Below are 26,493 nucleotides of genomic sequence, written 5' to 3' on the forward strand. Positions count from 1 at the left end.
ACAGAGGCTGGCACAATCGGCCCGCTGACCGGACCGCGATGCCATGCCGCGCACCCATAAAGCAGTATTCACCGGCATAGCCACATATGATGAGTAAGGCGGCAGGAGCCGCCCGGCTTCGGCACTGCCGGAGCAAACATTACCCCCAACACGGCAGCCGGCGTTAGGTATTGGTCTCACAAGTGCAAGTAGTCAGCATCAGCAGCCTCAAGGGCGGAGTCGGCAAGACTTCCGTCACCACAGGATTGGCGTCTGCGGCGCTTGCCGCGGGCATCCCCACACTGGTGGTGGACCTTGACCCCCATGCAGACGCAACCACCGCCCTCGGAGTCCAGCCAGGGGACCAGTTGGACATCGGCCGGATGCTCAAGAGCCCCCGCCGGGCGAAGCTGGCCGAGAACGTGGCGGGCAGCTCCTGGACGGCACGGGCGCATTCGAACGGATCCGGACCAGCTGTACTGGACGTCGCGGTGGGCTCGGCCTACACCGGCATCTACGACCGCCCCGACCTTGGCCGCCGCGACCTCCGGCGACTCTCGGCCGTCCTTGCCGGTGCCAGCAACTATGAGCTGGTGCTCATCGACTGCCCGCCGTCCCTCAATGGCCTGACCCGGATGGCCTGGTCCGCGAGCGACAAAGTGGCACTCGTGGCAGAGCCGGGACTGTTTTCCGTGGCAGGCACGGAACGGACCATGCGCGCCATCCAGCTCTTCAAGCAGGAATTCGCCCCGAATCTCTCGGCCGCCGGCATCGTGGCCAACCGCGTGCGTACCGGCTCGTCCGAACACGCTTACCGGCTCGCCGAGATGGAGTCGATGTTTGGTGACCTGCTGCTGAGCCCGCGAATTCCGGAACAGGCCAACTGGCAGCAGATACAGGGTGCCGCCCATCCGGTACACCATTGGCCCGGGGAGTCAGCCAAATCCTCGGCTGCCTTGTTCGATGCCCTCCTGGCCAATCTGCTGGCCACCGGCAGCGGATTGCGCAACCGTACCCAGCGTTAGGCCACCTGAGTTCTGGTTTTCCGCCGCCACAGGACTGTCCTACGGAACTCCCCCAGGAACAGACTCCAGAGAACAGAAGAGGCCACCCCGTCTCGGGGTGGCCTCTTCTTTTGTCTGCGGGTCTGTTGTTGGCAGGAGAGCGGTTAGCTGATCTTGCGTGAGGCGCGACGTTTGCTCAGTTCGTCGTCGGGAAAGGACTGTACCGCCGCGTGTTCGCTCGGCAGGGAAGCCAGGCTGCCCTCGACTTCGCGCCAGACGCGGCCCACTGCGATGCCGAAAACACCCTGACCGCCCTGGACAAGATCGATGACCTCGTCAGCCGATGTGCATTCGTAGACGCTCGCGCCGTCGCTCATGAGCGTGATTTGTGCCAGATCCTCGACGCCGCGTTCGCGCAGGTGCTCCACTGCTGAACGGATCTGCTGAAGCGAGACCCCCGTATCCAGCAGGCGCTTGACCACTTTGAGTACCAGGATGTCGCGGAAGCCATAAAGCCGCTGGGACCCGGAACCGGCAGCACCACGGACGGCAGGTTCGACCAGCCCGGTGCGCGCCCAATAGTCCAGCTGGCGGTAGGTGATGCCCGCAGCCTTGCAGGCTGTGGGGCCGCGGTAGCCGGCGTCTTCGTCGAGGACGGGAAGGTCTTCGGTAAACAGGAGGCCCTGGGCACCGCTCGCGGGCAGGGCCACACCAGCCGTTGTGGACTGCTTCAACCCGCCTGCTTCGCCTTTGGGACTCACCTGGATCCTCCTTCTTCTAAGCTCCCGGGGACCACTGCATCAGCCAGTTCACACATGAAGTCCATGCATGTAATTTCGCGGGGGTCGTACTTTTACAGTGTGACTTGCGCGGCTGCTGTAAGCAATGGGAGCTTGATACCTTCGACGTTAGGCCCGCGGCGCCCTCAGGTCAAAGATCTAGGCCCCTTGGCGCAGGCGTGTCGGAACTTTCAGCCTCAACTTTAACCTTAGCGTGATCTCAGCCGTCGAAATCCTCGGGCTCCACGTCATCCAGGAACTCGCGGAAACGCCGCAGCTCCCGCTCCTCGTCCACGGTGGGGCCCGGCTCGGTGTCCTCGCCTTCATCGTGTTCCGTGATGCGGACACCGGCTTCATCCATCACCGAGTCAGCACACCAGATCCGGCACTTTGCCCGCAGGGCAATTGCCAGGGCGTCCGACGCGCGTGAACTGACGGTGGTGCCGTTCTCGAACTGGAGCTGGCCGTAGAAAATGTTGTCCTCGACCGCCACGATGTTCACGCTGACAACCGAATGGCCCAGGGTTTCCACAACGTCCACCAGGAGGTCGTGGGTCATGGGCCGCGGCGGCACAACCCCCTGCTGGGCCAGGGCAATGGCACTGGCCTCGGGCGTTCCGATCCAGATGGGCACGTGGCGCTCACCATGGATCTCGCGCAGGAGGACCAGCGGCTGGTTGGATGGCAGTTCGATGCGAACGCCTACGATCTCGACTTCGATCATCAGATGTCCATACGTGAGATCCGGTCCTGCACCAGGGCGCGGTGCAGAATCAAACAAAGGTCGCTTATTTCGCGGGCTGCTTCGGCAGCCCGCGCTTGGGAAGCGGAATCGCGCCGGGAGGCCAGGGGGGCGACAGCCCGCTCCACGAGCCCGAATTCACGTTCCGCCGCGGCCTGGAATGGGCGCAGATGGCGCGGCTCCAGGCCGTGGCCTTCCAGCTGCACGCAGGCCCGGGCCACCTGGAGCGCGTGTTCATCAAATTTGCCGTTGCTGTGGCTGACCAGCCCGAAGCTGAGCAACGACTGGAGCAGCGGGACACTCGCACCGGATTCAGCCCGCAGTTGCTCCTCACTGAATTTCCGTCCGCGGTTTTGGAGCTCGGCGGCCAGTTCATCAGAGACGATCCGAGGCGAAACCACGACGCCGGGCGGCAGGTTTTCCGGGCGCTCTCCCCTGTCGATCGCATCAAGGTAGTCCTTGATGACTTTCAAGGGGAGATACTGGTCCCGTTGCAGGGCAAGCACAAAGCGGAGGCGCTCAACGTCGCTCTCTGCGTACTGCCGGTAGCCGGCCGGGGTCCGGCGCGGGTTGATCAGTCCCTTTTCCTCAAGGAACCTGATTTTGGACGCACTCATGCCTGGAAAGTCGCCGCTGAGCTGGGCGAGGACTTCCCCGATGTTCAGGACTTGGGGCCCCCGGCGTTCCGGTTGTGCCATTGCCACAGGCAAGTGTCCCGGAATCAGGCGCGGCCTGCTGCGCGGGCAGGGCTCAGGTAGAAGGTAAGGCGAAACTTGCCGATCTGGACTTCGTTCCCGGATTTGAGCTCAACGCTGTCAACGCGGTCATGGTTGACGTATGTGCCGTTGAGGCTGCCGGTGTCCACCACTTCAAAGCTCCGGGCGGTGCGGCGGAACTCGACGTGGCGCCGCGAGACGGTGACGTCATCGAGGAAGATGTCGGCATCCGGGTGCCGCCCGGCGGTGGTGGTGTCCGTGTCCAGCAGGAAGCGGGCGCCGGCATTAGGTCCGCTGTGGGCTACCAGGAGCGCCGAACCGGCAGGCAGTGCCTCCACGGACAAGCGTTCCTCACTGGACAGCCTGGGCGGCGCCATGGTGGGTTCGTCGGTGACGGGGGTGAGATGGATCGAGGTGGTCTCCGAAGCCCTGGCCGCACCTTTGCCGTAGTCGCCTTCGGCATGGTCCTTTTTGTGGCCAACCATGGATTCCTCCTCTTTCGCTGCAGCTCACACGACTGCATTCAACATTTACCCTGACGGATTGCCCCGCACAGATACGGCTCGGGTCCCGATCCGGCCACTGACGTGCGAAGACGCCCGTAGGCCGGAGCGGATGAACCCGTTATGTTTAGCCTACCTGCTGTTCGTACTCGGATGCACTGAGCAAAGATTCCACGGCGTCGGCTTCGGCGAGTTTGATCTCGATCAGCCAGCCATCGCCGTATGGATCCGTGTTGATCAACGCCGAATCGGTGTCGAGGGATTCGTTGCGGGCAACCACCTCGCCGCTCACGGGAGCGTAGATGTCGCTGACGCTCTTGGTGGATTCCACCTCACCCACAACTTCGTTCGCCGTTACTTTGCTGCCAGCTTCAGGCATCTGTGCGTATACAACATCTCCGAGTGCGTCCTGGGCGAAATCTGTGATGCCCACCCGGACCACGCCGTCGGCGTTCGGTGCGGTTACCCACTCATGCTCGGCGGTGTAGGACAGGTCTTCGGGAATGTTGCTCATCAGGGGCCTTTCATCGGGTCAATCACTAATGTCAACGGGGCCTGGAAAACAAGCCGCCGCTGAAAGTATAGGCACAACTCCATAAGCGTTCGAGGATGATTCTGACATGATGGGACGCATGAGATCACCGGCACAGGAGACGCCCAGGAAAAAGGGAAATTGGGCTGCCCGGATCATCCTTGGCAGCGTGGCACTACTGGTAGTTGTTATTGCCTATTTTGCCTTGGCGGCCATCCTGCCGGTGTGGTGGGCGAACGTAATCCGCGGCCAGGTCCAGGGCAACCTCGGCGCCGGGATCCTCGTGGGGATGTTCTACGGGTTCGTTTTCACGTTTGTGCCTCTTCTGGTGGCGTGGCAGGCAACGCACAAAACCGTCAGTTGGCCGTGGACGGCTGTGATCCTGGTTGCCGCGGTGGCACTGGCGACGCCCAACCTCCTGACCGCCGGGATCATGTTCGGCAACTCGCAGGCCGCGCACAACGGCCAACGGATCCTCGGGACCGAGGCCACCTGGTTCCCGCTGTGGACGCAGATAGCGGCGATTGCCGCCGTCGTAATTTTCATAGTTGGCGCCGTCCTCGGGAAGATCTGGAGGCAGCGCGGCAATAAGGTGAAGGCGTTCAGGAAGGCCGATGCCGAACGTTCCCTGGCATCGAAGGCAGCGGATAGCAGCGGCGCTGAAGCAACCACTCCTGCAGCGGCGGCCGTTTCCGACAGCCAGGCTGACCGCAGGTAGAGCCATGCCGGAGCTTCCCGAGGTTGCAGGCCTGGCCGGATTCCTGGACGAGCAGCTGCGCGGCGCGTTGGTGCAGAAAGTCCAAATCGTCTCATTCGCCGTGCTGAAGACCGCAGATCCGCCCTACACGGCGTTGGAGGGCAGCACTGTTGCCGGCGTGCGGCGGTTCGGTAAGTTCATCTGCATCGACACTGATGGGCCCTCCTTCGTCTTCCACCTCGCCCGCGCTGGCTGGGTCCGCTTCACCGACGCGCCAACCGACACGCAGCTCCGGCTGGGCAAAGGCCATATCGCCACCCGGCTCGCGTTCACGGCTCCCGACGGCCGGCACGGCATGGATCTCACCGAGGCCGGGACCAAAAAGAGCCTGGCCGTCTACGTGGTACGCGATCCCCACGATGTGCCGGGCATCGCGGCCCTAGGGCCGGACCCGTTCAGCGAGGAATTCGACGCCGACACGCTCGCGCGGATCCTTGGTTCCAGTTCCCAACAGGTCAAGGGCCTCCTGCGCAGCCAGAGCGTGATTGCAGGGATCGGGAACGCCTACAGCGACGAGATCCTGCATGCCGCCAGGATCTCCCCCTTCGCCATTGCCAAGTCACTGGACCGCGAGACCGTCCAGGTCCTGTACGACTCGATCCACGACATTCTGGGAACAGCCCTGGCCGAGGCCGTGGGCAAGCCGCCCAATGAGCTCAAGGACGTCAAGCGCAGCCACATGCGGGTCCATGCCCGGACCGGCGAGGCCTGCCCGGTATGCGGGGATACAGTCCGGGAGGTGTCGTTCGCCGACACTGCCCTGCAGTACTGCCCCACCTGCCAGACACATGGAAAGGTATTGGCGGACCGCCGGACTTCGAAGTTCCTGAAGTAGGAAAATTCCTGAGGTTGGGAAATTCCTGAAGCAGTTGCCAGCAATCCGAAAAGACGGCACAAAACAGAAGCACCCCGGAGAAAAATCTCCGGGGTGCTTCTGTTTTGGTCGGGCTGACAGGATTTGAACCTGCGACCCCTTGACCCCCAGTCAAGTGCGCTACCAAGCTGCGCTACAGCCCGTTAGTCCCGCCGTTCTCCGCTGCGTTTACTCCCAGTGTTAGCCAGGATTTCAACTCAGCAGTCCGGCCGAACCACCTTGAAAAGCTTACACGATTCCGGAGGGTGCAAGTGACACTTTGCCGCCTGCACGCCTCCGGTGTGTCGTAATTAACGCTTCTTGCCGCGCTTTTCGCGGACGCGCATGTTGACCTCGATGGGCGTGCCCTCGAAACCGAACGTTTCGCGGAGCCTGCGGGTGATGAAGCGGCGGTAGCCCGGGTCCAGGAATCCGGTGGTGAACAGCACGAACTTGGGCGGCCGGCTGGATGCCTGCGTGCCGAAGAGGATGCGCGGCTGCTTTCCGCCACGGACCGGGTGCGGGTGCGCCGCTACGAGCTCGCCGAGGAAGGCGTTGAGCCTGCCGGTGGCGATGCGCTTGTCCCAGTTCTCCAGGGCCAGGTCCAGGGCAGGGACCAGGCGGTCCTTGTGCCAGCCGGTCAGCGCTGAGATGTTGACCCGCGGCGCCCAGGCCACATGGGCCAGGTCCTGTTCGATCTCGCGCTCCAGGTAGGTGCGGCGTTCGTCGTCGAGCAGATCCCACTTGTTGAAGGCCAGCACCAGGGCACGGCCGGATTCGATGGCCAACTGCAGGATCCGGACGTCCTGCTCGCTGAGCACCTCGTCCACGGCGAGGAGCACGACGGCGACCTCCGCCTTTTCGAGCGCGGCCTGGGTCCGGAGGGAGGCGTAGTAGTCGGCGCCCTGCGCCATGTGCTGGCGGCGGCGGATGCCAGCCGTGTCCACAAAGCGCCAGGTGCGGTCACCGAGTTCAATGAACTCATCCACCGGGTCACGGGTGGTGCCGGCGGTGTTGTCCACTACTACACGCTCGGACCCTGCCAGTTTGTTCAGCAGCGATGACTTGCCCACGTTGGGGCGGCCGATCAGTGCGATGCGGCGCGGGCCGCCGGACCGTTCCAGGCCCTCGATCCTGGAGAACTCCGGCAGGGTGTCCATGACGTGGTCCAGGAGGTCGGCCACGCCGCGGCCGTGCAGGGCGGACACGGGGTAAGGCTCACCGAAGCCAAGGCCCCACAGGCTGGCGGAGTCCGCTTCCTGGGCGAAGTCGTCCACCTTGTTGGCCACCATGATGACCGGCTTCTTGCTGCGGCGGAGCATCTTCATAACGCCCTCGTCCGTTGCGGTGGCGCCCACGGCGGAATCCACCACGAACAGCACGGCGTCGGCCAGTTCCACGGCCATTTCGGCCTGCTCCGCCACCCGGGCGTGGATGCCGCGGGCATCGTGCTCCCAGCCGCCGGTGTCCACCACGGTGAAGTTGCGCCCATTCCAGTGCGCCGAGTACATCACGCGGTCACGCGTCACGCCCGGGGTATCTTCAACCACGGCTTCGCGGCGGCCCAAGATACGGTTCACCAGCGTGGACTTGCCCACGTTGGGGCGTCCGATGATGGCAAGGACCGGATCGAGCTTGACCGGACCCTCGAGGTCCTCGTCGTCGTAGTCCCCGCTCAGCAGGGCGGCATCGTCCTCATCGAGGTCATAGTCCGCCAGGCCGGCCCGGAGCGAGGCGGCGCGCATCTCCGCTTCGTCGTCGCCAATGGCGGCCAGCCGCTCGGCCACCTGGTCCGTGCCGGTGGGCGTGTATTCATCTTCGCCGGCGCCGGAGTGGCCGGAGGTTTGAGTCGTATCGCTCATTGCGCTTTCCTTAAATGGTCATCTGCCGGCGTCCCGGCTACTGCTGTGAAGTTCGTGCGGAAATCCGCGTGGGGCAAAGGCTGCCCACTGTGTTGGATGCTCTCCTGGACGTGCCCCGCCAGGGCAGCGCGGATTTCCATTCCCGCCCTGTCCATTGAAGCACGGCCTGTTTCGCCGGGGTTGCGGCTAAGTGTCAGTGCATTGCCGAAGCTGACGTGGAAGCGCCGTCCCGGCTTGGGTACCGTGTCGAGGTGTTCGTCGCCCCTCCGGGTGCCGAGGATCGCGACGGGAACTACCGGCGCTCCGGAGTTCAACGCCAGCCAGGCCACCCCGTTGTTGATGTCCGTTGCCTGGCCGCTCCCCCGCGTACCTTCCGGGAGAATCCCGATGCAACGGCCGGCGTCGAGCATGTCCTTGCCCAGCAGCAGTGCTGCCCGGTCCCCGGAACGGTCCACCGGGAGCTGCCCGGAGGCGCGGAGGACCCGGCCGAGGAAACCCTTGAACATCTCCTTTTTGACCAGGATGTGCATGGGGCGCGGAGACGCGCCGAACATGACCGGCCCGTCCAGGAAGCTGATGTGGTTGCCGGCAAAAATCACCGGCCCGCCGGTGGGGACGTTGTGCTTGCCCGTCACGGACGTCCGGTACACCACGTGGTCCAGGATCCAGCCGACCGGCCGGCTCCAGGTCATGGTCAAACCGGAGGGAAGCCGCGCGCCGTCAGTCACGGTTGAGGACCTTCGTGACGATCACCAGGGCGGCGTCCACCGTTTTGGCGAAGTCCAGCTCCGAGGAATCCAGGGTGACCACGCCATCGGCGGCCTGGGTGAAGTTCACCACCGTGGAATCCTTCGCATCGCGCAGCGTGACCTGGGCAGCGAGCTGCTCCGTGTTCTGAGTGCCGCCCAACTGGATGCCACGGCGGCGGAGCCGTGCTTCCTCGCTGGCAGTCAGCAGCATCCGGACTTCGGCGCCGGGCGCGACCACGGTAGTGATGTCCCGCCCTTCCACCACCATGCGGCGGTGGTGCTTTTCGATCAGTGCACGCTGCCGGCGGATGAGTTCAGTGCGGGCGCCCAAGGTAGTGGCCACAGCACTGACCGCTGCTGAGATGACCGGTTCGCGGATGGCATCCGTGACGTCGGTCCCGTCCACGCGGACGTATTCCTCCAGCGGTGTGGTGCTCACGTCCAGGACGAGGTCCCGGGCAGCCTGCTCCACGGCGGCGGCGTCGCTGAGGTCAATTCCGCTTGTCACGCAGAACCAAGTCAAGGCCCGGTACATCGCGCCGGTGTCCAGGTAGGCAAGGTGAAGCCTGCGGGCAACTTCCTTGCTGACGCTGGACTTGCCAGAGCCTGAGGGCCCGTCAATAGCTACCACGAGGGGCCTGCCGACGCGCAAGGCCAGCACGGTGTCGAGAAGTTCCTGTGTCATTACTGCAGTACCCGCCATCCGCGGTCGTTAAGTGCTTCGATCAGGTGGTCATGCTTATTTGGCAGCACGGAGAGTTCCACCATGCCCACGTTCTGCCCCGAGGAATGGTCCAGCCTCAGGTCCTCCACGTTGACGCCGATCTCGCCGATTTCGGTGAGGAGCTTTGCGATCTGCCCCGGCCTGTCGTCGACAAGGACCGTCAGCCATGCGTAGGCCTGCGGCGGTCCGCCGTGCTTGCCCGGGATGCGGGCCTGCCCGGCGTTGCCTTCGCTGATCAGCTGGGCCAGGTCCAGCCTGGCGCCGGACGCCAAGGGATCCTCCAAGGTTCCGATCAGCCGGTTCAGATCCTCGCGGACACCGTAAAGGATCTCCACGACCTTCCCCGCGTTGCCGCCCAGGATCTGGACCCACAAGGTGGGATCGCTGGCGGCAATCCGCGTGACATCCCGCAGGCCGTTGCCGGCAAGGGACAGCGCATGAAGCGGTGTCCCCTGCAGGCGGCTCGCCAGCAGGGATGACATGATCTGGGGCAGATGCGACACCAGCGCTACGGCCGCATCGTGTTCGTCAGCCGTGAACTGCGAAACCACCGCTCCGAGGTCGGCGGCCAGGGAACGCGCAGTCTGCACGGCGGCCGCGGAAGACTCCGGGCCCGGGCAAACCACCCACGGCATGGAGGTGAAGAGCTCACCGCGGGCGGCTACCGGACCGGACTTTTCACGTCCTGCCATCGGGTGCGTGCCCACATACCGGGCAATGTCCGCCCCGGCGCCCTGCAACTCCGCCAGGATGGCGGCCTTGACGCTGGCGATGTCCACCACCACCGAATCGGGGTAGTCGGCCAGCGCCCGCGCCACAACGGCCGCGGTCACGTCCGGCGGTGCTGCCACCACCACAAGTTCCGGCACCTCGTTCCCGAGATGTTCCAAAGGCTGGCCGGCGCCGATGTCCACGGCCACGGCCTGGTTGGTGGGCGACGGATCAGAGAGGAACACCGGCACGCCGCGGCCCCGGAGGCCCAGCCCGATGCTGGTACCGAGCAGGCCGGTACCAATCACCACCACGGGCCCGTTGAGGTGTCCACGCCCGTGCGAGCGGAATGCGGACATGCCTCAGAGCCCTACGGATGCCAGCAGGTGGCCGACTTCCTGCTTGCCAAGGTTGCGGATGCTGCCCTGGCGCTGGTCGCCCAGGCCGATGGGGCCCACCTTGACGCGCACCAGGCGCAGGACCGGGAAGCCAACGGCGTCGAACAGGCGCCGGACAATCCGGTTCTTGCCGGAGTGCAGGATCACTTCGATCAGCACGTGGCCCGGAGTGGAGTCAACCAGCTTGAAGGAGTCCACGGAAGCGAAGCCGTCCTCGAGCTCCACGCCTTCCTTGAGCTTGGCGCCGATCCCCTGCGGGAACGGACCACGAACCTGGACCAGGTAGGTCTTGGGGACCTCGTAGGACGGGTGCGTCAGCCGGTTGGCCAGTTCGCCGTCGTTTGTCAGCAGCAGCAGGCCTTCGGTGGCGACGTCCAGCCGGCCCACGTGGAACAGGCGTTCGCCCTGGTGGGTCTTCCGCACAAAATCGCTGATGCACGGACGGCCGTCGGGGTCCTCCATGGTGGACACCACGCCCTTGGGCTTGTTGAAGACCATGTAGACGAGGTTTTCGTCCAGCTGGATGCGCAGGCCGTCAACGTGGATGACAGCGGTCTTGGGGTCCACGCGGACACCAAGTTCGGTGACCACCTGGCCGTCAACTTCTACCCGGCCTTCGGCGATCATTTCTTCACAGACGCGGCGCGAGGCCACGCCGGCCTGGGCCATGACCTTCTGCAGGCGCGTGCCGTCGGCGTCGTGCATTTCAGACTGCGGAACGGTTCCGCGGGGACCGCGCTTGCGGGAGGGCTTGCGCACGGGGCCAAGGTTCTGGCCGAAGCGTTCGCTGCCAAATGCACGGGAGGCTGCTGCCCCCGGCTTGCCGGCGCGTGGCTTGGGCTTGAGCGCCCCGGGAGTGCCCGGCGCTTTTTTGGCACCCGGCTTCCGGGCAGCAGGCTTCCGCGATGAGGGGGCGGCGGGCTTCCAGCCGGAGTCCCCGCGACCGTCCGGCGATGCCGGGGCATCGCCGGGATCAACGAAAGCTTCTTCGCGCGGCTTCGGTGCCTTGTAGGGGCGGTCGCCGCCGCCAAAACCGGAGTTGCGCTTGGCGGCGCCGGCACGGAATCCGCCGCCCGCCGCGCTGGGGCGGCCGCTGCCGCCCTGGGCAGGATTGCGGCCTGCCGCCGTATTGCGACTCCCGCTGCCCTGTCCGGCATTATGTTCTGAACTGTTGCGTCCCGAACTGTTACGTGGTGAACCCTGGCGTCCCGCCTGTGTCATGACCCGTCCTTCGATATGTTGACCGGCAAGTTGTCCAAGAACAACCCTAGCCAGCCATGCAGAATTTATCTGCCCTTATGAATACTCTTGTGCGCAGGCGGGATGTCCCGCCTACATTCTGTCGGCGTCGTAGAACTCCGCGATGCCCTCGAGCCCCGGAAGATGGGGTGAGAGCTGAGGCAGTTCGGCCACGGAGCCGATTCCCATCCGTTCCAGGAAATACGATGTAGTCCTATAGAGGATGGCTCCCGACTCAGGATCGTTTCCCGAGTCTTCGATCAGCCCGCGCTGGGTCAATGTCCGTACGACAGAATCGACATTGACTCCTCGAATTGCGGACACCCTGGCCCTGGAAACAGGCTGGCGATACGCGATGACAGCAAGTGTTTCCAGTGCTGCCTGCGTCAGCCTGGCCGTCTGACCCTCCAGCACAAACTGCCCGACAATGTCGGCGAAGTCCGCGCGGGAATAGATCCGCCAGCCACCGGCGATGCTCCGCAATTCAAAACCCCGGGGGCTGGAGCTGAAACCAGCAACGCTGGCATCGTCCATGTTCGGGGCTTTAACAGTATAGCCGCTATACTCCCGCTGCAGTTCCGCCAGCAACTGCTCAACGGCGGCGACCGTCAGATTGAGTCCTGTGGCGAGTTCAGTGGCGGTGGCCGGCTGGTCCAGGACCATCAGGACCGCCTCGAGGGCGGCCTTCGCACCCCCGGGAAGGGCGTGGACGTCCGGAACCTCCTGCGCGGCGCCGTCCGGGGCACCTGCCCTGGGTGTGGCCGAAAAGTCCTCAGTCACGGTTGCTCCTCATATTCTTCGCTCAAGTTTTCTGTGGACCAGTCCCTGCCGTCTGCGGTCCAGTGCACGGTGAGATCCCCCAACGGCGACACCTGGTCGAATGACACCGCCCTGTCCCGGAACATCTCCAGCAACGCCAGGAACCGGGCCACCACCACCAGGGTGGAGTCGGCGTCGGCGATCAGCGTGCGGAAGGACAGCGGCTTTCCCAACTGAAGCCGGAGGCCCAGGATCTCCGCCTGTTCCTTCACGCTGACGGCACTGCCGTGCAGGTGCGCCAGACCCACCTCGGTAGGCTCTGGCGCCTTCGGTTGCAGTGCGGCTTCAGCCAGCCGCGCGAACTGCTGGGGCGTGTGCTTCCACACCAGTTCCGGAAGCATCGCGGCGAAGTGCTCTTCCAGGGCAACCTGCCGGGGAAACCGCTGCGCCTCCTGTTCCAGGGTGCCGGCCATCAGCGCGGCCACCTGCTTGAACGCCTTGTACTGGAGCAGCCTGGCAAAAAGGAGGTCGCGGGCCTCCAGCCGGGCGATGTCCTCGTCGTCCTCCACCTCGCCGGCCGGCAAGAGCCGTGCCGCCTTGAGGTCCAGAAGCGTGGCTGCGATGACGAGGAACTCACTGGCTTCGTCCAGTGCCCATTCCTCGCCCAGCTTCTGGAGCTTCCTGGTGTACTTGATGAACTCATCGGTGACAGTGGCAATGGCCACCTCGGTGATATCCAGCTGATGTTTGGCGATGAGGCCCAGCAGGAGGTCAAACGGACCCGTGAAGTTGGCCAGCCGCACCTCAAAGCCGGGCTTGGACTCAGCCACGGCCTGGCTAGGGTGCGCCGCCGCGCGAAATCAGTTCCTTGGCCAGGCGGCGGTAGGCATCGGCTCCGATATGGTTGCCGGCGTAGCTGGTGATCGGCTCGGCTGCCACGGTAGCATCGGCGAACTTGATGGAGCGCTTGATGACGGTCTCGAAGACCTTCTCGCCAAAGGCTTCCACCAGGCGGGCGATGACTTCGCGGCTGTGGAGCGTCCGGGCGTCATACATCGTGGCGAGGACGCCGTCCACCTGCAGGCGGGGGTTGAGCCGGTCCTGGACTTTGTCGATAGTCTCCACCAACAGGGCCACCGCCCGGAGGGCAAAGAACTCGCAGATCAGTGGAATGATTACGCCATGCGCGGCAGTCAGGGCGTTGACAGTCAGCAGTCCAAGCGAGGGCTGGCAGTCGATGAGGACGACGTCGTAGTCGTCCTCAACCTTCTTCAGCGCCCTGTCCAGCACCTGCTCACGGGCCACCTCATTGACCAGCTGAACCTCGGCGGCAGAGAGGTCGATGTTGGCCGGCAGCAGATCGACATTTTCGACGCCGGTCTGGTGGATGGCGTCGCGGATATCCACCTTGCGGTCCATCAGGACGTTGTAAACCGTGAGGTCCAATTCGTGCGGATTAATGCCGAGTCCGGCAGACAGTGCACCTTGGGGGTCAAAGTCAACCAGCAGCACCCTGCGGCCGTATTCGGCGAGGGCCGCCGCCAGGTTGATGGTGGACGTGGTTTTGCCAACGCCACCCTTTTGGTTGACCATGGCGATCACGCGCGCGGGACCGTGGGAGGACAGCGGCGCAGGTTCAGGGAATTCGCGGTGGGGGCGCCCGGTGGGACCCATCACGGCGTCTTCCAGATCGAGTTCCGTGCCTTCCAGAGTTGCCGAACCCTGTTCGCTGCTCACGTATCTATCCACACTTTCGATGACGGTGATTTTTCCTGCCGCTGGTAATCCAGCGCCGATCCTGCTTTTCACCTAGGCTACAGGCCCCGACACGGTATTCGACGGAACTTGACATTGCGCGCTTTCTGAGCCTTGACCTTCTACTAGAGGTCGAAGGTTAGGCTGGCGGACGCAGAAACCGCCCGTGCAGCCGGGGCTGTACGGACGGATCCTGATGTGCTTCGCGCCTTGTTCAGAGGCGTCGTTTTGCCGGCTAAGCGTTGGCCAGGGCGGGCTGGGCCTCGGAGGCCTTGGCCTGCGGCTCGCCGTGTCCTGCGATCATGGTCTGCTCGTCGAAGGGAGCCTGGCCCGAGAGAACTTCGCCGACCTGCTTGTTGTCGATTTCCTTGACCCAGGTCCCAATCAGCACGGTGGCAACGGCGTTGCCGGTGAAGTTGGTCAGTGCGCGGGCCTCGGACATAAAGCGGTCGATGCCAACGATCATGCCCACGCCGCCCAGCAGCTGGGGCGCGTGCGCCTGGAGACCGGCAGCCAGAGTGGCCAGGCCGGCGCCGGTGACGCCAGCGGCACCCTTGGAGGCAATGATCATGAAGATCAGCAGGGAAATCTGCGCTCCGAGATCCAGCGGCGTGCCCATGGCGTTGGCCACGAACAGGGACGCCATGGTCAGGTAGATGGCCGTGCCGTCCAGGTTGAAGGAGTAGCCGGTGGGGACGGTGACGCCGACGACGGGCTTGGAGATCCCCAGGTGTTCCAGCTTGGCGATGAGGCGGGGAAGGGCTGCCTCGGAGGAGGAGGTGGAGAAGATCAGGAGGTACTCGCGGCCCAAGTACTTCATGAGCTTGAAGATGTTGACGCCGGTAACCACCTTGAGCAGGCCACCCAGGACGATGACGATGAACAGTGCGCAGGTGATGTAGAAAGCGGCCATCAGGGTGAACATACTTACGATCGCCTGGAAGCCGGTGGCTCCGACGACGGCAGCGATGGCACCGAAAGCTCCGACGGGGGCAAGCCACATGATCATGATGAGGATGCGGAATACCAGCACTTGGCCGTGGCCGATGGCCTTGAGGACAGGAGCTCCCTGTGGGCCCATCTTTTGGAGGGCGAAGCCTACGAGGATGGCGGCGAAGAGCGTGGGCAGAACCGGAATGTCGCCCGGAATGATGCCCAGGAGGAAGGCAACGGTGCTGTCTACTTCCGCCTTCTTGTTAGGGTCGTAAGGCGTGAGGTTCAGGCCTTCCCCCGGGTGGATCAGGTTGCCGACCACCAGGCCGATACCCAAGGCAAAGGTGGACATGGCGACGAAGTAGCCTAGGGCCAGGCCGCCGACCTTGCCGACCGTTGCGGCTTTGGCGATGGAGCCGATTCCCAGGACGATGGTGCAGAAAATGATCGGTGCAATCATCATTTTGATGAGCTTGATAAAGCCGTCGCCGAGGGGCTTCATTGACTTGCCGACCTCGGGGAACAACAGGCCGACGACGGCGCCCAGGATGACGGCGGCAATAACGGCTATGTAAAGGTAGTGCGATTTGTCCAGGCCCTTGCGCCGCGTCTCCACGGTGCCGAGCGACTCTCCTCGTTGAGAAGCCATGATGTGTCTCCTTATGGATAATCTGGTAGACGCTGCGGCACAATCTCTGGGCTCATCGCGTCGGTCCGGTGTGATATCCATCATTGGGCACACCGTGACGCAGCTCACCGTTGCGGTCATATTGGTCATAGGAGGTACTGATGATCCACCGCTGGAGCATCGCCCGCAGGCTGTTCGTGGCCAACCTGCTGATCGTTGTGGCCTTCATCGCAATCGTGGGCACCGCGACCTTCCTCGATGCCCGGGACCGCGCCTATGACGAGGCTGAACGGCGGATGACTGGGGTGGCCGCGGCGGTGGCCGCCAACCCCTTGGTGCTGCAGGCAGCGGATCAACCGGATCCATCGGCGGCGCTGCAGCCCTATGCCCTGAAAGTCATGGAGGGGGCCGATGCGGAGTTCCTGACCATCATGGCGCCGGACCGGACACGCTGGACCCATCCACGCGATGAGGAAATCGGCAGGCCTTATATCGGCTCCATCGACGCAGCCCTGCGCGGTGAAGTCTTCACGGAAGTCACCGCCGGCACCTTGGGGCCGTCGGTGCGCTCGATTGTTCCGGTCCTCGACCCGGCCGGCAAGGTCAAAGCGCTGGTTGCTGCCGGCGTCACCGTCCGGACCGTGGATGTTGCGTTTTCCAGCCGGCTTCCGGCGCTGCTTGCCATCGGCGGTGGCCTTCTGGTGGGCGGCTCGCTGGCTTCGTGGCTGCTGGGCCGCTACCTGCGCCGGGTGACCAGAGGGTGGGGTCCCGAACAGCTGGCCCAGCTGTTTGCCTACTACGAGTCGGTGCTCCACTCCGTCCGGGAGGGCCTGATCCTCATCGATACCAAGGGCCGGGTGGTGATGTACAACGATCAGGCAGCAGACCTGCTGGGCCTGCCCCGCCGCACTTCGGGCGATGATCCGTCCCGGCCGCTGAGCCTGTCCGAGCTTCCTGTGACCGAAAGCATTAAGGACCTTTTTGAATCCGGACGCCAGGCCCATGACGAGATCCACCTGACCGGGCCCCGCATTGTGGTGGTTAACCAGGGCCCGGCAGTGGGCCCGGACTCCCCCGGTCAACGGCGTCCGGAGGTCTACGGCACCGTGGCCACGATCCGCGACCGCACGGAGATTGAGTCCCTCGGCAGCGAGCTGGAGACCATGAAGACATTGTCGGATGCGCTGCGGGCCCAGACCCACGAACATGCGAACCGCCTGCACACCATGGTGTCCCTGCTGGAGCTTGGCCGGACCTCCGAGGCGTTGGAGTTCGCCACGCGGGACCTCGAACTCAGCCAGCAACTCACTGACGAAATGGTCAGCTCCCTGGACGAGCCCGTACTCAGCGCCCTGGTCATGGGCAAAGCGGCGGAAGCCAACGAACGGGGCGTCAAACTGACGCTGCGGACCCAGGGTGCGGCGTCGGTAGAGGGCCTGGCCGTACAGGACCTCGTTACCATCGTGGGCAACCTGCTGGACAACGCCATCGACGCAGCGGCCGGAGGTGCCGCACCGAAGGAGGTGGAGCTGAGTGTGGAGTCCGACGCCGAAGGCCTGGACATTACCGTCCGGGATTCCGGGTCCGGGGTTGATCCGGCCGCCGTGGACCACATTTTCAAGCACGGGTTCAGCACCAAAAAGGCCGGACCCTTCGGCCGGGGTGTGGGCCTGGCGCTGGTCAAGCAGGCCGTGCAGCGGCTGGACGGTACGATGGCCATCTCGGGAACGGACGGGGCCATCTTCAGTGTCTTCCTGCCCGCCATGGCTACCGATCACAACATAAAGGACCCATCCAGTGAGTGATATCCGCGTCCTTGTGGTGGAAGACGAACCGGTGGCGTCGGCCGCGCATGCAGCCTACGTGGGCAGGATGCCGGGGTTTACGCTGGCAGGCACCGCCCCCGACGGCCAGTCCGCCCTCAGGCTCCTGACCGAGCTCTCCGCCTCCGGCGAGCCGGTGGAACTTGTCCTGCTGGACATGAACCTCCCGGACCTGCACGGCCTGGACATTGCCCGCCGGATGCGCTCCGCGGGGATCCTTGCGGACATCATCGCCATCACGGCTGTCCGTGAAGTCGCGATCGTCCGGAGCGCCGTGGCCATCGGCGTGGTCCAGTACCTGATTAAGCCCTTCACCTACGCCACGTTCGCGGACAAGCTCACCAGCTACCGGCTGTTCCGGCAGCAACTGGCCACGCCGGAGCCCGGGGCGGGCCGAACCGGGGCATCCCAGAGCGACGTGGACCAGGCGTTCGCGAGCCTTCGGGCGCCGTCGGAACTGCCCCTGCCGAAAGGCCTGTCCGTCTCCACACTCGACTCCGTCAAGGAATACCTGAAACAGCATTCGGACGCTGTTTCGGCCACCGAGGTCATGGCGGCGCTGGGCATGTCCCGGGTGACGGCCCGCCGCTACCTCGAATACCTGGCCGACGCCGGCATCGTCACCCGTGCCCCGCGCTACGGCACGCCCGGCCGCCCGGAGAACGAATACGGCTGGAACCGGGCCTAAGCCGCGCCGTCCGGCCGGAGCACCCCGAGCAACTGCCCGATGACCTCGGGATCCTCAATCGTGGAGGGCACAACGTACTCGTCGCCGTCGGCAATTTGCCGCATGGTCTTGCGCAGGATCTTCCCGGACCTGGTCTTGGGCAGGGCCTGCACCACTGTTGCGTGCTTGAAGTCAGCCACTGGCCCGATGTTTTTCCGGACCAAGGCAACCAACTCACGGACCAGCTCCGCTTCGTCGCTGTCCGCTCCAGCCTTGAGCACCACGTAGCCGCTCGCACGTTGCCCCTTCAGGGGGTCGGCCACCCCGATCACCGCGCACTCTGCGACGGCCGGGTGGCTGGCGATAACCTGTTCGATCGCTCCGGTGGACAACCGGTGGCCGGCCACGTTGATGATGTCGTCGGTGCGGCCCATGACAAAGACATAGCCATCGGCGTCCTGGTAGCCGCTGTCGCCAGTGGCGTAGCTGCCTTCGAAGGCTGCCAGGTAGGAGGACACGTAGCGGTCGTCGTTCTGCCAGAGCGTGGTCAAGGTGCCGGGAGGCAAAGGCAGGCCGAGGACAATGTTGCCCTCCTCCCCCACTTCCACCGGTGCGCCTGTGCCGTCCACGATGGTCAGCGCATAGCCGGGCATGGGGACAGTGGGCGAACCGGGCTTGAAGGGCAGATCCTCCAGTCCGCGCGGGTTGGCACATATGGCCCAGCCGGTTTCGGTCTGCCACCAATGGTCCACCACGGGCACGCCCAAGACCGCGCCGGCCCAGCGGTAGGTTTCAGTGTCGAGCCGTTCACCGGCCGCAAACAGCGTGCGGAGGCTCGAGATGTCGTAGCGCGCCAGCTCCGCTGCCTGGGGGTCGGCCTTGCGGATGGCACGCAGTGCGGTGGGTGCGGTGAACAGCACGTTGACCTTGTGGTCCTGGACAACGCGCCAGAACGCGCCGGCGTCGGGAGTGCCTACAGGCTTTCCCTCATACAGCAGCGTGGTGGCACCGGCCAGCAGCGGGCCATAGACAATGTAGGAGTGGCCAACCACCCAGCCGACGTCGGACGCTGTCCACATCACGTCGCCGGGTCCGATGTCGTAGATGTTCGCCATGGTCCAGGAAAGTGCGACGGCGTGGCCGCCGTTGTCCCGCACCACCCCCTTGGGCGTGCCGGTGGTGCCGGAGGTGTAGAGGATGTACAGCGGATCCGTTGCGGCCACGTCCTCGGGGGCCGCAGGAAAAGCTTGTTCCATAGTCTGGTCCCAGTCGAGCCATCCCGGGAAGTCCTCCAACGAGGCCGCGAAGCCTTCGCGGCTTTTGACGATGACCGGCAACGCGCCGGCGCCGCTCAAGGCGAGCGCCTCGGCCACGGCGGGGAGATACTCCACATGCCGTGACGGTTCAATCCCGCCCGACGCTGTGACAATGGCAGAGGGTCCGGCGTCGTCGATCCGCGCTGCCAGTTCTTTGGGTGCGAAGCCGCCGAACACCACCGAATGGACTGCCCCCAATCGCGCCGTCGCGAGCATGGCAATCGCGGCTTCGGGAATCATGGGCATGTAGATGACCACGCGGTCGCCCTTGCCCACACCCTGCGAGCGCAGCACTCCGGCGAACCGTGCCACCAGGCCGGTCAGTTCGGAATAGGTATAGCTGCGTTTGATTCCCAGCATGGCGGAGTCGAAAATGAGCGCGGTCTGGTCACCGCGGCCGGCTTCGACGTGGCGGTCGAGGGCGTTGTAGGCCGTGTTGAGCGTGGCCTTAGGAAACCATCGGTAGAGCGGTGCTGCGGAGTCATCCAGCGCCGCAACGGGCGGCTTGGTCCATGTCACCGCTGTTGACGCCTCCAGCCAGAAGTCCTCCCGCTGCTCCAGGCTCCGTGCATAGGTATCCCGATAGTTCGTGTTCGCCATTGCTGCGCTCCTGTCGACTCTGACATCCTGCGTTCCATGCTATGCCGGGAGCGCGCTCCGGACAAGGCTTCTGTATACATGGGTCGTGCATTTCTGGCGGTTTCTACCGAAACCTTGGGCTACGAGGAGATCTGTGTATACACTGGCATCATCCACGGAATGAGGGGAGGAACCTTGCGAGCCAGCGACAAAGCCTATGCGTCACTTCGCGAAGACATCATCGAATGGCGCATCGCGCCCGGAACTGTCCTTGCCGAAGTGGAACAGTCCGAACGCCTCGGAGTGTCCCGCACCCCCGTCCGGGAGGCGCTCAGCCGGCTGAACGCAGAAGGACTCACGACGGCGGCAGGCGGCCGCGGCGTCGTCGTCACCGATATCTCCCTGGACGACATCGACGAGATGTTCGAGCTCCGCGAAACGTTGGAGGGCAGGGCCGCAGCACTGGCCGCCGAACGCGGCGAGCGCTCGGTGTTCGAGCAACTCCACGCCGACCTCCTGCGGGCGTCCGAGCTGATCAGCCAGGACGATCCCGCCCGGCACGAGTACTACGCATTGGTTGGCCGCCTCGATGAGGCTATCGACGCTGCCATCTCCAACTCCTACCTCGCCCAGGCGATGCGCAGCCTGCGGGTCCACCTGGTCCGTGTCCGCCGCCTCGCTGCCGATGACGCTCCGCGCCTGCACGCGGCCGCGGCCGAACACGCCGCGATCGCCGGGGCCATCGCCGCCGGCAACCCCAGGCTCGCTGAAGCAGCCACCACGCTGCATCTGCACCGCAGCCTTTCCCACGTCAAAGCCACCCACTCACCGAATGAGGAGCACCATGGTTAAGCTCAACCACGTCCGTGTCTACAAGAGCGAAGAGAACCTCGCCCGGGAAGACCAGCTGGCCCACAAGATTGCAGAAGTTGCCGCCGACGCCGTCGAGGTGACCCCGGAGGTCACCGAAATGGTCATCAACCGAATCATCGACAATGCATCGGTTGCCATCGCTTCCCTGAACCGCGGGCCGATCGTCGCCGCCCGCGCCCAGGCCCTGACCCACGCACCCACCACCAACGGCAAGGGCTCGGGAGTCTTTGGCATCACGGACCGGGTCTCCCCCGAATGGGCAGCCTGGGCCAACGGCGTCGCCGTCAGGGAACTGGATTACCACGACACGTTCCTTGCTGCCGACTACTCACATCCCGGCGACAACATTCCGCCCATCCTCGCGGTCGCACAGCATGTCGGAGCCAGCGGCAAGGACCTGATCCGCGGCATCGCCACCGGCTACGAAATCCAGGTCAACCTGGTCAAGGCCATCTGCCTGCACAAGCACAAGATCGACCACGTTGCCCACCTCGGCCCGTCCGCCGCGGCCGGCATCGGCACGCTCCTGGGCCTGGATGTGGAGACGATCTTCCAGTCGGTCGGCCAGGCGCTGCACACCACCACCGCCACCCGCCAGTCCCGCAAGGGTGAAATCTCCACCTGGAAGGCCCACGCACCGGCATTCGCAGGCAAGATGGCCGTGGAGGCAGTGGACCGCTCCATGCGCGGCCAGACCTCGCCGGTGCCGATCTACGAAGGCGAAGACGGCGTCATCGCCTGGATGCTGGACGGCCCCGAGGCTTCCTACGAGGTTCCGCTGCCCGAAGCAGGCGAGGCAAAGCGCGCCATCATGGACACGTACACCAAGGAACACTCCGCCGAGTATCAGGCCCAGGCCTGGATCGACCTGGCCCGCAAGCTGCACAAGGAGCACCCGGAGGCCACTGACCCCGCCAACGTGAAGTCGGTCCTGATCAAGACGAGCCACCATACGCACTACGTGATCGGGTCCGGTGCCAACGATCCGCAGAAGTACAGCCCCACGGCCAGCCGCGAAACACTGGACCACTCCATCCCGTACATCTTCACCGTCGCCCTGCAGGACGGTTCCTGGCACCACGTCGATTCCTACGCCCCGGATCGTGCCGGGCGGGCCGATACCGTGGAGCTGTGGAACAAGGTCAGCACGGTGGAGGATGCCGAATGGACCCGCCGCTACCACTCGCTGGACATCGCCGAGAAAGCCTTCGGCGGATCCGTGGAGATTACCCTGAACGACGGCACTGTCATCACCGATGAGATCGCCGTAGCCGACGCCCACCCACTCGGCGCCCGGCCCTTCGCCCGCCAGCAATACATCAACAAGTTCCGCACGCTGGCGGCCGGTCTCGTGGCCGAAGAGGAAATCGAACGTTTCCTCGCCGCCGCCGAAAGCCTTCCGGACCTGGGCCCGGGCGAGCTGGACCAGCTGAACATCACCGCTGCCCCCGGCGTGATCAACCTCAGCAACGCGCCCGCCGGCCTTTTCTAGGTTCCTCGTTCCGACCTCCGACAGGGAGAACCCATGCTGTACTCGAAGACAACCCCGGAGCAGAAGCGCCTCGCCCTGCGCGAGATGCTCGCCTCCGGCACCATCCAGCAGTTCCCCGGCGCCTTCAGTCCGCTCTCGGCTCGGCTGATTGAGGAAAAGGGCTTCGCCGGCGTGTACATCTCCGGTGCCGTGCTGGCCAACGATCTGGGCCTGCCGGACATCGGGCTGACCACCCTGACCGAGGTCGCCACCCGGGCCGGGCAGATCGCCCGCATGACTGACCTGCCCTGCCTGGTGGACGCCGACACCGGGTTCGGCGAGCCCATGAACGTGGCCCGCAGCATCCAGGAACTCGAGAACGCCGGACTGGCCGGCTGCCACATCGAAGACCAATTCAACCCAAAGCGTTGCGGCCACCTGGACGGCAAGAACGTAGTGGACCTGGACACCGCCACCAAACGCATCCGTGCTGCAGCGGATGCGCGCCGGGACCCCAACTTCCTCATCATGGCCAGGACCGACATCCGGGCCGTGGAGGGGATCGAAGCGGCCCAGGAGCGGGCACGGGCCCTGGTGGAGGCCGGCGCCGATGCCATCTTCCCGGAGGCGATGAAGGACCTGTCCGAGTTCCAGGCCATCCGTGATGCCGTGGACGTGCCGGTCCTGGCCAACATGACCGAGTTCGGCAAGAGCGATCTGTTCACCGTTGACCAGCTGCAGTCCGTGGGCGTCAACATGGTGATCTACCCGGTCACGCTCCTACGCATTGCCATGGGGGCTGCAGAGCGTACGCTGGAATCGATCAAGGCAACAGGGTCCCAGGAAGCACAGGTGGAGAACATGCTCACCCGTGCGCGTCTCTATGACCTCGTGGACTACGAGGCCTACAACCAATTCGATACCGGCGTTTTCAACTTCCAGATTCCCGGCGTCCGCTAGGACCCGGGAAACCCGAAAGAACGAAGGAGTTCAACATGGCTGCTGAAGATATCAAGAAGGGCCTGGCCGGCGTCGTGGTGGACTACACCGCGGTCTCCAAGGTCAACCCCGACACCAACTCGTTGCTGTATCGCGGTTACCCCGTCCAGGAGCTCGCCGCCCGGTGCAGCTTCGAGGAGGTCGCCTACCTGCTCTGGAACGGCGAACTGCCCACCGCTGAAGAGCTGTCCGCATTCTCCGCCCGCGAGCGCGCCGGCCGTGCGCTCGATCCTGTGGTGAAACAGGTTATTGACACGCTGCCCACCACTGCCCACCCGATGGATGTCTGCCGGACCGCGGCGTCCGTCATAGGTGCCCGGCACGAGCTGGCCGAGGATTCGTCACCCGAGGCCAACATGGCCAAGGCCGTGGATCTCTTCGCTGCCATGCCGGCGGTGGTCGCCTACGACCAGCGCCGCCGGCGGGGCCAGGAACTGGTGGAACCCCGGGATGACCTGGGCTACTCGGAAAACTTCCTCTGGATGGCCTTCGGCGAAGACCACGTCCCTGAAGTTGTGGATGCCTTCAACGTCTCGATGATCCTGTACGCCGAGCACTCCTTCAACGCCTCCACCTTCACCGCCCGGGTGGTCACCTCAACCCTGGCTGACCTTCACTCGGCCGTGACGGCTGCTATCGGCGCCCTCAAGGGTCCGCTGCACGGCGGAGCCAACGAGGCCGTGATGCACACCTTCGACGAAATCGGCATCCGGTCCGAAGAGTCCCTGGACCAGGCCGCCGCCCGGGCAAAAGCCTGGATGGAGGACGCCCTGGCCCAGAAGAAAAAGGTCATGGGCTTCGGCCACCGCGTCTACAAGCACGGTGACTCCCGCGTGCCCACCATGAAGGCCGCGCTGGACAAGATGATCGCCCACTACGGGCGCCCCGAACTGCTGGGGCTGTACAACGGCCTTGAGCAGGCCATGGACGAGGCCAAGGCCATCAAGCCGAACCTCGACTACCCCGCCGGCCCCACGTACCACCTCATGGGCTTCGACACCCACACGTTCACTCCCCTGTTCGTGGCCAGCCGCATCACCGGCTGGACCGCGCACATCATGGAACAGGCTGCGTCGAACTCGCTGATCCGGCCGCTGAGCGAATACAACGGACCGGAAGAGCGGCACGTTCCGTAATCCCCACCGGCTCCCAAACCTCGCAAGCTCGGTTCGGGTCCCTCGCCGGCGTGGGCCCAACCGGCTCCCGACCTGCTCCCGCTACTGGTAACGCCCGACGGCGGGCCGGTCACCTCATCTGGGTGGCCGGCCCGCCGTTTGCGCAGCGGCCTCAGCGGGTGGAGTAGTCCAGCACTTCGCGGACGGTCTCGTTGTCATCGTTCAGGACCACCGTGAGCCGCAGCAAGGACCCGCCCAGCGCCAGCGGCAGCCAGTGCGCAGCGTCCTGCCACATCCGCTCCACAGGCAAGGCCCCGACGTCGAACCATTCCGGCCGGATCTCCGCGCTTTCGGACGGCTCACCGTCCCAGCGCTCCGCCACAAACAGGCGGGTGGTCATGTTCCACTCCGGCCGGGCCGGAAAGTCGAAGATCACCACACCGGCGTCGCGGAGGTCCGCTTCACGGACCACCACCCCGGCTTCCTCCTGTACCTCCCGGCAGGCAGCTTCTTCGTCCGTCTCCCCCGGTTCAACATGCCCGCCGAGTCCTACGATCTTGCCGAGTCCAAAGCCGGTCTTCTTCGTTCCCAGCAGGACCTGGGACACGCCGGCGGACTGCCGGGTGAGGAAACACAGCGTGACAGGGGTAAACGTCATGCCCTCAACCCTATAGCCGCTGGCATGGCTACCAGCGGTCCCCCCGGATTCCAACGTTCAGCCGGCGTCCACCGGGCCTTCCCCCACAAGCTGGGGCCGAAGTTCCACAGGGATCCCCTTCTGCGCAAACTCCTTGTCCATCGCTTCCTGCGCAGTCACACGTTTGCCGTTTTGCGAGACGTCGTTGTTCAAGGCCTGGAATTTCCAACTGAACACTGTGGACCACGGCGCCTGTACATCAAAGAGGAAGCGGCCGTTCTGCAGCCGGGCGATGTGGTACCAGGCGTTGCCCCCGTCGAGCTGAAGGTCCCTGACCCCATCGTCGGAAATCGAATAGGCCAACCAGCCGTCGGCGCACCCAAGCACGGTGTAGTAGTGCTGCTCCGTTTCGGGAATCGGCTTAATGGCGGGCGCCTGGGTCTGCATGAGCTGGTCGATGTTGGCCACGGTGCACGGGACCCCGCCGGTGCTCGGGACTGCGGGCCCGGTAGCCGAGGGACTGGGCGCCGGCGTGGGGCTGGCTTCGGTTGTGGCCGTCAGTGTGGGAGTCGCTGTCGGTGTGGGAGTGGCTTCGCTGGTGCCTGCGGGCGCGGGCACCATCTCCGGTCCGCGCATGCCGCCGGCCACCACCACGCCACCCATCACCGCTGCAGCCGCAAGGGCGGCCACGGCAACCCGGACAGCCGTCCGGCGTGGTGGCCTGGGCCCGGACAGCTGCACCACATTGGGGTCGTCAGAAAAGACGATCGACCGGGCGGCGGCTGCCGAAGCGGTGCGTGGTTCCGCCACGCGCGGTTTTGCGTCCTTCATGAGCTGTTCGATCCGGTCCATGACTAGCCCTTCCGTTCGGTCATCAGTTGCGCGGGGGCCACGTTGGCAAATGCACGGCGTGCCCGATGCAGGCGGACAGCCGCGGCGGAAGGGGAACACCCCAATGTCTGCGCCAGTTCAGCGGTGGTCAGATCGTCCCAGTAGCTGAGCATCAGGACCTCCCGGTCCCGCTCGCTGAGCCGCAGCAGGACCTCGGCCACGGCTGCCTGCTGTTCGCTGCTGGAGCCCGTAGCCTGGCTGCGGGCCTGGTCCTTCAGACGTTCGATGAGTTCGAGGCGACGGCGGCGGCCTTTGTATTCATTGCTGAGCACGTTCCGGGCAGTCGCCAGCAGCCAGCCTATTCCGGGCGGTTCCGCCGGATGCTTTTCCCACGCGATCCTGAAGACGTCCGCCGCCAGTTCCTCGGCGCGCGGCAAATCGTTGATGCGATAGGCAATATAGCGATAGACCCGCGTGAAATGCTGAGTGTGCAGGTCAATAAAGTCAGGTTCGCTGGCCGCCAGCATAGTGTTCCCCCGGGCATCAGATGGTGTTGTTG

The 26,493-nt window shown here is 64.7% G+C and carries 26 protein-coding genes, 1 tRNA gene and 1 pseudogene; 9 read left to right on the forward strand and 19 right to left on the reverse strand.

Annotated features, from left to right (window positions below; genetic code table 11):
* The first annotated feature begins 182 nt into the window (after positions 1-182).
* Complete coding sequence (locus J2808_RS19715) at positions 183-1,004, forward strand: ParA family protein (RefSeq protein WP_309820039.1); 822 nt, start codon at positions 183-185, stop codon at positions 1,002-1,004.
* Between the two features lie 143 nt (positions 1,005-1,147).
* Here J2808_RS19715 and J2808_RS19720 read toward each other — a convergent pair whose 3' ends face one another.
* The 5 genes from J2808_RS19720 to gcvH all read right to left on the reverse strand — a co-directional run bounded on the left by J2808_RS19720 (position 1,148) and on the right by gcvH (position 4,237).
* On the reverse strand, positions 1,148-1,744 hold the full coding sequence (locus tag J2808_RS19720) for a MerR family transcriptional regulator (protein WP_164200902.1): 597 nt from the start codon (positions 1,742-1,744) through the stop codon (positions 1,148-1,150).
* Positions 1,745-1,982: 238 nt separating this feature from the next.
* The gene (locus J2808_RS19725; RefSeq protein ID WP_309820043.1) at positions 1,983-2,486 is read right to left on the reverse strand and encodes a bifunctional nuclease family protein; all 504 of its coding nucleotides are present in this window, start codon (positions 2,484-2,486) and stop codon (positions 1,983-1,985) included.
* A complete protein-coding gene (ftsR, locus tag J2808_RS19730; protein ID WP_309820045.1) occupies positions 2,486-3,202 on the reverse strand; it encodes a transcriptional regulator FtsR in 717 nt (238 codons plus the stop codon). Before ftsR ends, J2808_RS19725 begins: the two co-directional genes overlap by 1 nt.
* 23 nt (positions 3,203-3,225) lie before the next feature.
* A complete protein-coding gene (locus tag J2808_RS19735) occupies positions 3,226-3,705 on the reverse strand; it encodes an FHA domain-containing protein (protein WP_309820047.1) in 480 nt (159 codons plus the stop codon).
* A gap of 145 nt (positions 3,706-3,850) precedes the next feature.
* Positions 3,851-4,237: a glycine cleavage system protein GcvH gene (gene gcvH / locus J2808_RS19740; RefSeq protein ID WP_191081417.1), complete on the reverse strand. Its 387-nt coding sequence runs from the start codon at positions 4,235-4,237 to the stop codon at positions 3,851-3,853.
* A gap of 118 nt (positions 4,238-4,355) precedes the next feature.
* Between gcvH and J2808_RS19745 the strand changes: the two genes are divergently transcribed.
* Together J2808_RS19745 and J2808_RS19750 are read left to right on the forward strand one after the other, a co-directional pair.
* Positions 4,356-4,973: a hypothetical protein gene (locus J2808_RS19745; RefSeq protein WP_309820051.1), complete on the forward strand. Its 618-nt coding sequence runs from the start codon at positions 4,356-4,358 to the stop codon at positions 4,971-4,973.
* A gap of 4 nt (positions 4,974-4,977) precedes the next feature.
* A complete protein-coding gene (locus J2808_RS19750; protein ID WP_309820053.1) occupies positions 4,978-5,847 on the forward strand; it encodes an Fpg/Nei family DNA glycosylase in 870 nt (289 codons plus the stop codon).
* 105 nt (positions 5,848-5,952) lie between these two features.
* Here J2808_RS19750 and J2808_RS19755 read toward each other — a convergent pair.
* The 10 genes from J2808_RS19755 to J2808_RS19800 all read right to left on the reverse strand — a co-directional run bounded on the left by J2808_RS19755 (position 5,953) and on the right by J2808_RS19800 (position 15,644).
* Positions 5,953-6,029, reverse strand: a tRNA-Pro gene (locus J2808_RS19755).
* 147 nt (positions 6,030-6,176) lie between these two features.
* Positions 6,177-7,727, reverse strand: a complete 1,551-nt coding sequence (gene der, locus J2808_RS19760) for a ribosome biogenesis GTPase Der (RefSeq protein ID WP_309820055.1) — start codon at positions 7,725-7,727, stop codon at positions 6,177-6,179.
* Positions 7,724-8,419, reverse strand: a complete 696-nt coding sequence (locus tag J2808_RS19765; protein ID WP_309820110.1) for a lysophospholipid acyltransferase family protein — start codon at positions 8,417-8,419, stop codon at positions 7,724-7,726. Before J2808_RS19765 ends, der begins: the two co-directional genes overlap by 4 nt.
* 28 nt (positions 8,420-8,447) lie before the next feature.
* Complete coding sequence (gene cmk, locus J2808_RS19770; RefSeq protein WP_309820057.1) at positions 8,448-9,161, reverse strand: (d)CMP kinase; 714 nt, start codon at positions 9,159-9,161, stop codon at positions 8,448-8,450.
* Positions 9,161-10,270 carry a prephenate dehydrogenase gene (locus J2808_RS19775; protein WP_309820058.1) on the reverse strand — a complete coding sequence of 370 codons (1,110 nt, stop codon included), beginning with the start codon at positions 10,268-10,270 and terminating at the stop codon, positions 9,161-9,163. Before J2808_RS19775 ends, cmk begins: the two co-directional genes overlap by 1 nt.
* 3 nt (positions 10,271-10,273) lie before the next feature.
* Positions 10,274-11,530, reverse strand: a complete 1,257-nt coding sequence (locus J2808_RS19780; RefSeq protein ID WP_309820060.1) for a pseudouridine synthase — start codon at positions 11,528-11,530, stop codon at positions 10,274-10,276.
* Positions 11,531-11,641: 111 nt separating this feature from the next.
* A complete protein-coding gene (gene scpB, locus J2808_RS19785) occupies positions 11,642-12,328 on the reverse strand; it encodes an SMC-Scp complex subunit ScpB (protein ID WP_309820062.1) in 687 nt (228 codons plus the stop codon).
* Positions 12,325-13,137, reverse strand: coding sequence for a segregation and condensation protein A (locus J2808_RS19790; protein ID WP_309820064.1), 813 nt, complete (start codon positions 13,135-13,137; stop codon positions 12,325-12,327). Before J2808_RS19790 ends, scpB begins: the two co-directional genes overlap by 4 nt.
* A gap of 7 nt (positions 13,138-13,144) precedes the next feature.
* Positions 13,145-14,044, reverse strand: a complete 900-nt coding sequence (locus tag J2808_RS19795) for a ParA family protein (protein ID WP_309820066.1) — start codon at positions 14,042-14,044, stop codon at positions 13,145-13,147.
* A 253-nt stretch (positions 14,045-14,297) separates the two neighbouring features.
* On the reverse strand, positions 14,298-15,644 hold the full coding sequence (locus tag J2808_RS19800; RefSeq protein WP_309820068.1) for a cation:dicarboxylate symporter family transporter: 1,347 nt from the start codon (positions 15,642-15,644) through the stop codon (positions 14,298-14,300).
* A 140-nt stretch (positions 15,645-15,784) separates the two neighbouring features.
* Here J2808_RS19800 and J2808_RS19805 point away from each other — a divergent pair, with 140 nt between their 5' ends.
* Positions 15,785-17,428, forward strand: coding sequence for a sensor histidine kinase (locus tag J2808_RS19805; protein ID WP_309820070.1), 1,644 nt, complete (start codon positions 15,785-15,787; stop codon positions 17,426-17,428).
* Positions 17,421-18,134: a response regulator gene (locus J2808_RS19810; protein WP_309820072.1), complete on the forward strand. Its 714-nt coding sequence runs from the start codon at positions 17,421-17,423 to the stop codon at positions 18,132-18,134. Before J2808_RS19805 ends, J2808_RS19810 begins: the two co-directional genes overlap by 8 nt.
* Here the strand turns inward: J2808_RS19810 and J2808_RS19815 are convergent.
* Positions 18,131-20,035, reverse strand: a pseudogene (locus tag J2808_RS19815) (acetate--CoA ligase); the annotation flags it as partial. The gene J2808_RS19810 and the pseudogene J2808_RS19815 sit on opposite strands and share 4 nt — an antisense overlap.
* 168 nt (positions 20,036-20,203) lie before the next feature.
* Here J2808_RS19815 and J2808_RS19820 point away from each other — a divergent pair.
* From J2808_RS19820 to J2808_RS19835, 4 genes are read left to right on the forward strand one after another with little or no spacing between them, the layout of a single operon-like run.
* Entirely contained in the window at positions 20,204-20,860 is a 657-nt protein-coding gene (locus J2808_RS19820; RefSeq protein WP_309820111.1) for a GntR family transcriptional regulator, read from the forward strand.
* Complete coding sequence (locus tag J2808_RS19825) at positions 20,853-22,373, forward strand: MmgE/PrpD family protein (RefSeq protein ID WP_309820074.1); 1,521 nt, start codon at positions 20,853-20,855, stop codon at positions 22,371-22,373. The genes J2808_RS19820 and J2808_RS19825 overlap by 8 nt, the downstream gene beginning before the upstream one ends.
* Before the next feature lie 33 nt (positions 22,374-22,406).
* Positions 22,407-23,312 (forward strand): methylisocitrate lyase, encoded by a 906-nt coding sequence (gene prpB, locus J2808_RS19830; RefSeq protein ID WP_309820076.1) that lies wholly within the window; start codon positions 22,407-22,409, stop codon positions 23,310-23,312.
* 35 nt (positions 23,313-23,347) lie between these two features.
* Entirely contained in the window at positions 23,348-24,487 is a 1,140-nt protein-coding gene (locus tag J2808_RS19835) for a bifunctional 2-methylcitrate synthase/citrate synthase (protein ID WP_309820077.1), read from the forward strand.
* Between the two features lie 151 nt (positions 24,488-24,638).
* Here J2808_RS19835 and J2808_RS19840 read toward each other — a convergent pair whose 3' ends face one another.
* The 3 genes from J2808_RS19840 to J2808_RS19850 are packed head-to-tail and all read right to left on the reverse strand — an operon-like array spanning position 24,639 to position 26,461.
* Positions 24,639-25,124 (reverse strand): 8-oxo-dGTP diphosphatase, encoded by a 486-nt coding sequence (locus J2808_RS19840; protein WP_309820079.1) that lies wholly within the window; start codon positions 25,122-25,124, stop codon positions 24,639-24,641.
* A gap of 57 nt (positions 25,125-25,181) precedes the next feature.
* Positions 25,182-25,955 carry a hypothetical protein gene (locus tag J2808_RS19845; protein WP_309820081.1) on the reverse strand — a complete coding sequence of 258 codons (774 nt, stop codon included), beginning with the start codon at positions 25,953-25,955 and terminating at the stop codon, positions 25,182-25,184.
* Positions 25,956-25,957: 2 nt separating this feature from the next.
* Positions 25,958-26,461, reverse strand: a complete 504-nt coding sequence (locus tag J2808_RS19850; RefSeq protein ID WP_309820083.1) for an RNA polymerase sigma factor — start codon at positions 26,459-26,461, stop codon at positions 25,958-25,960.
* Between the last annotated feature and the right edge of the window lie 32 nt (positions 26,462-26,493).

It is taken from the genome of Pseudarthrobacter sulfonivorans (assembly GCF_031454915.1).
Lineage (GTDB): Bacteria > Actinomycetota > Actinomycetes > Actinomycetales > Micrococcaceae > Arthrobacter > Arthrobacter sulfonivorans_C.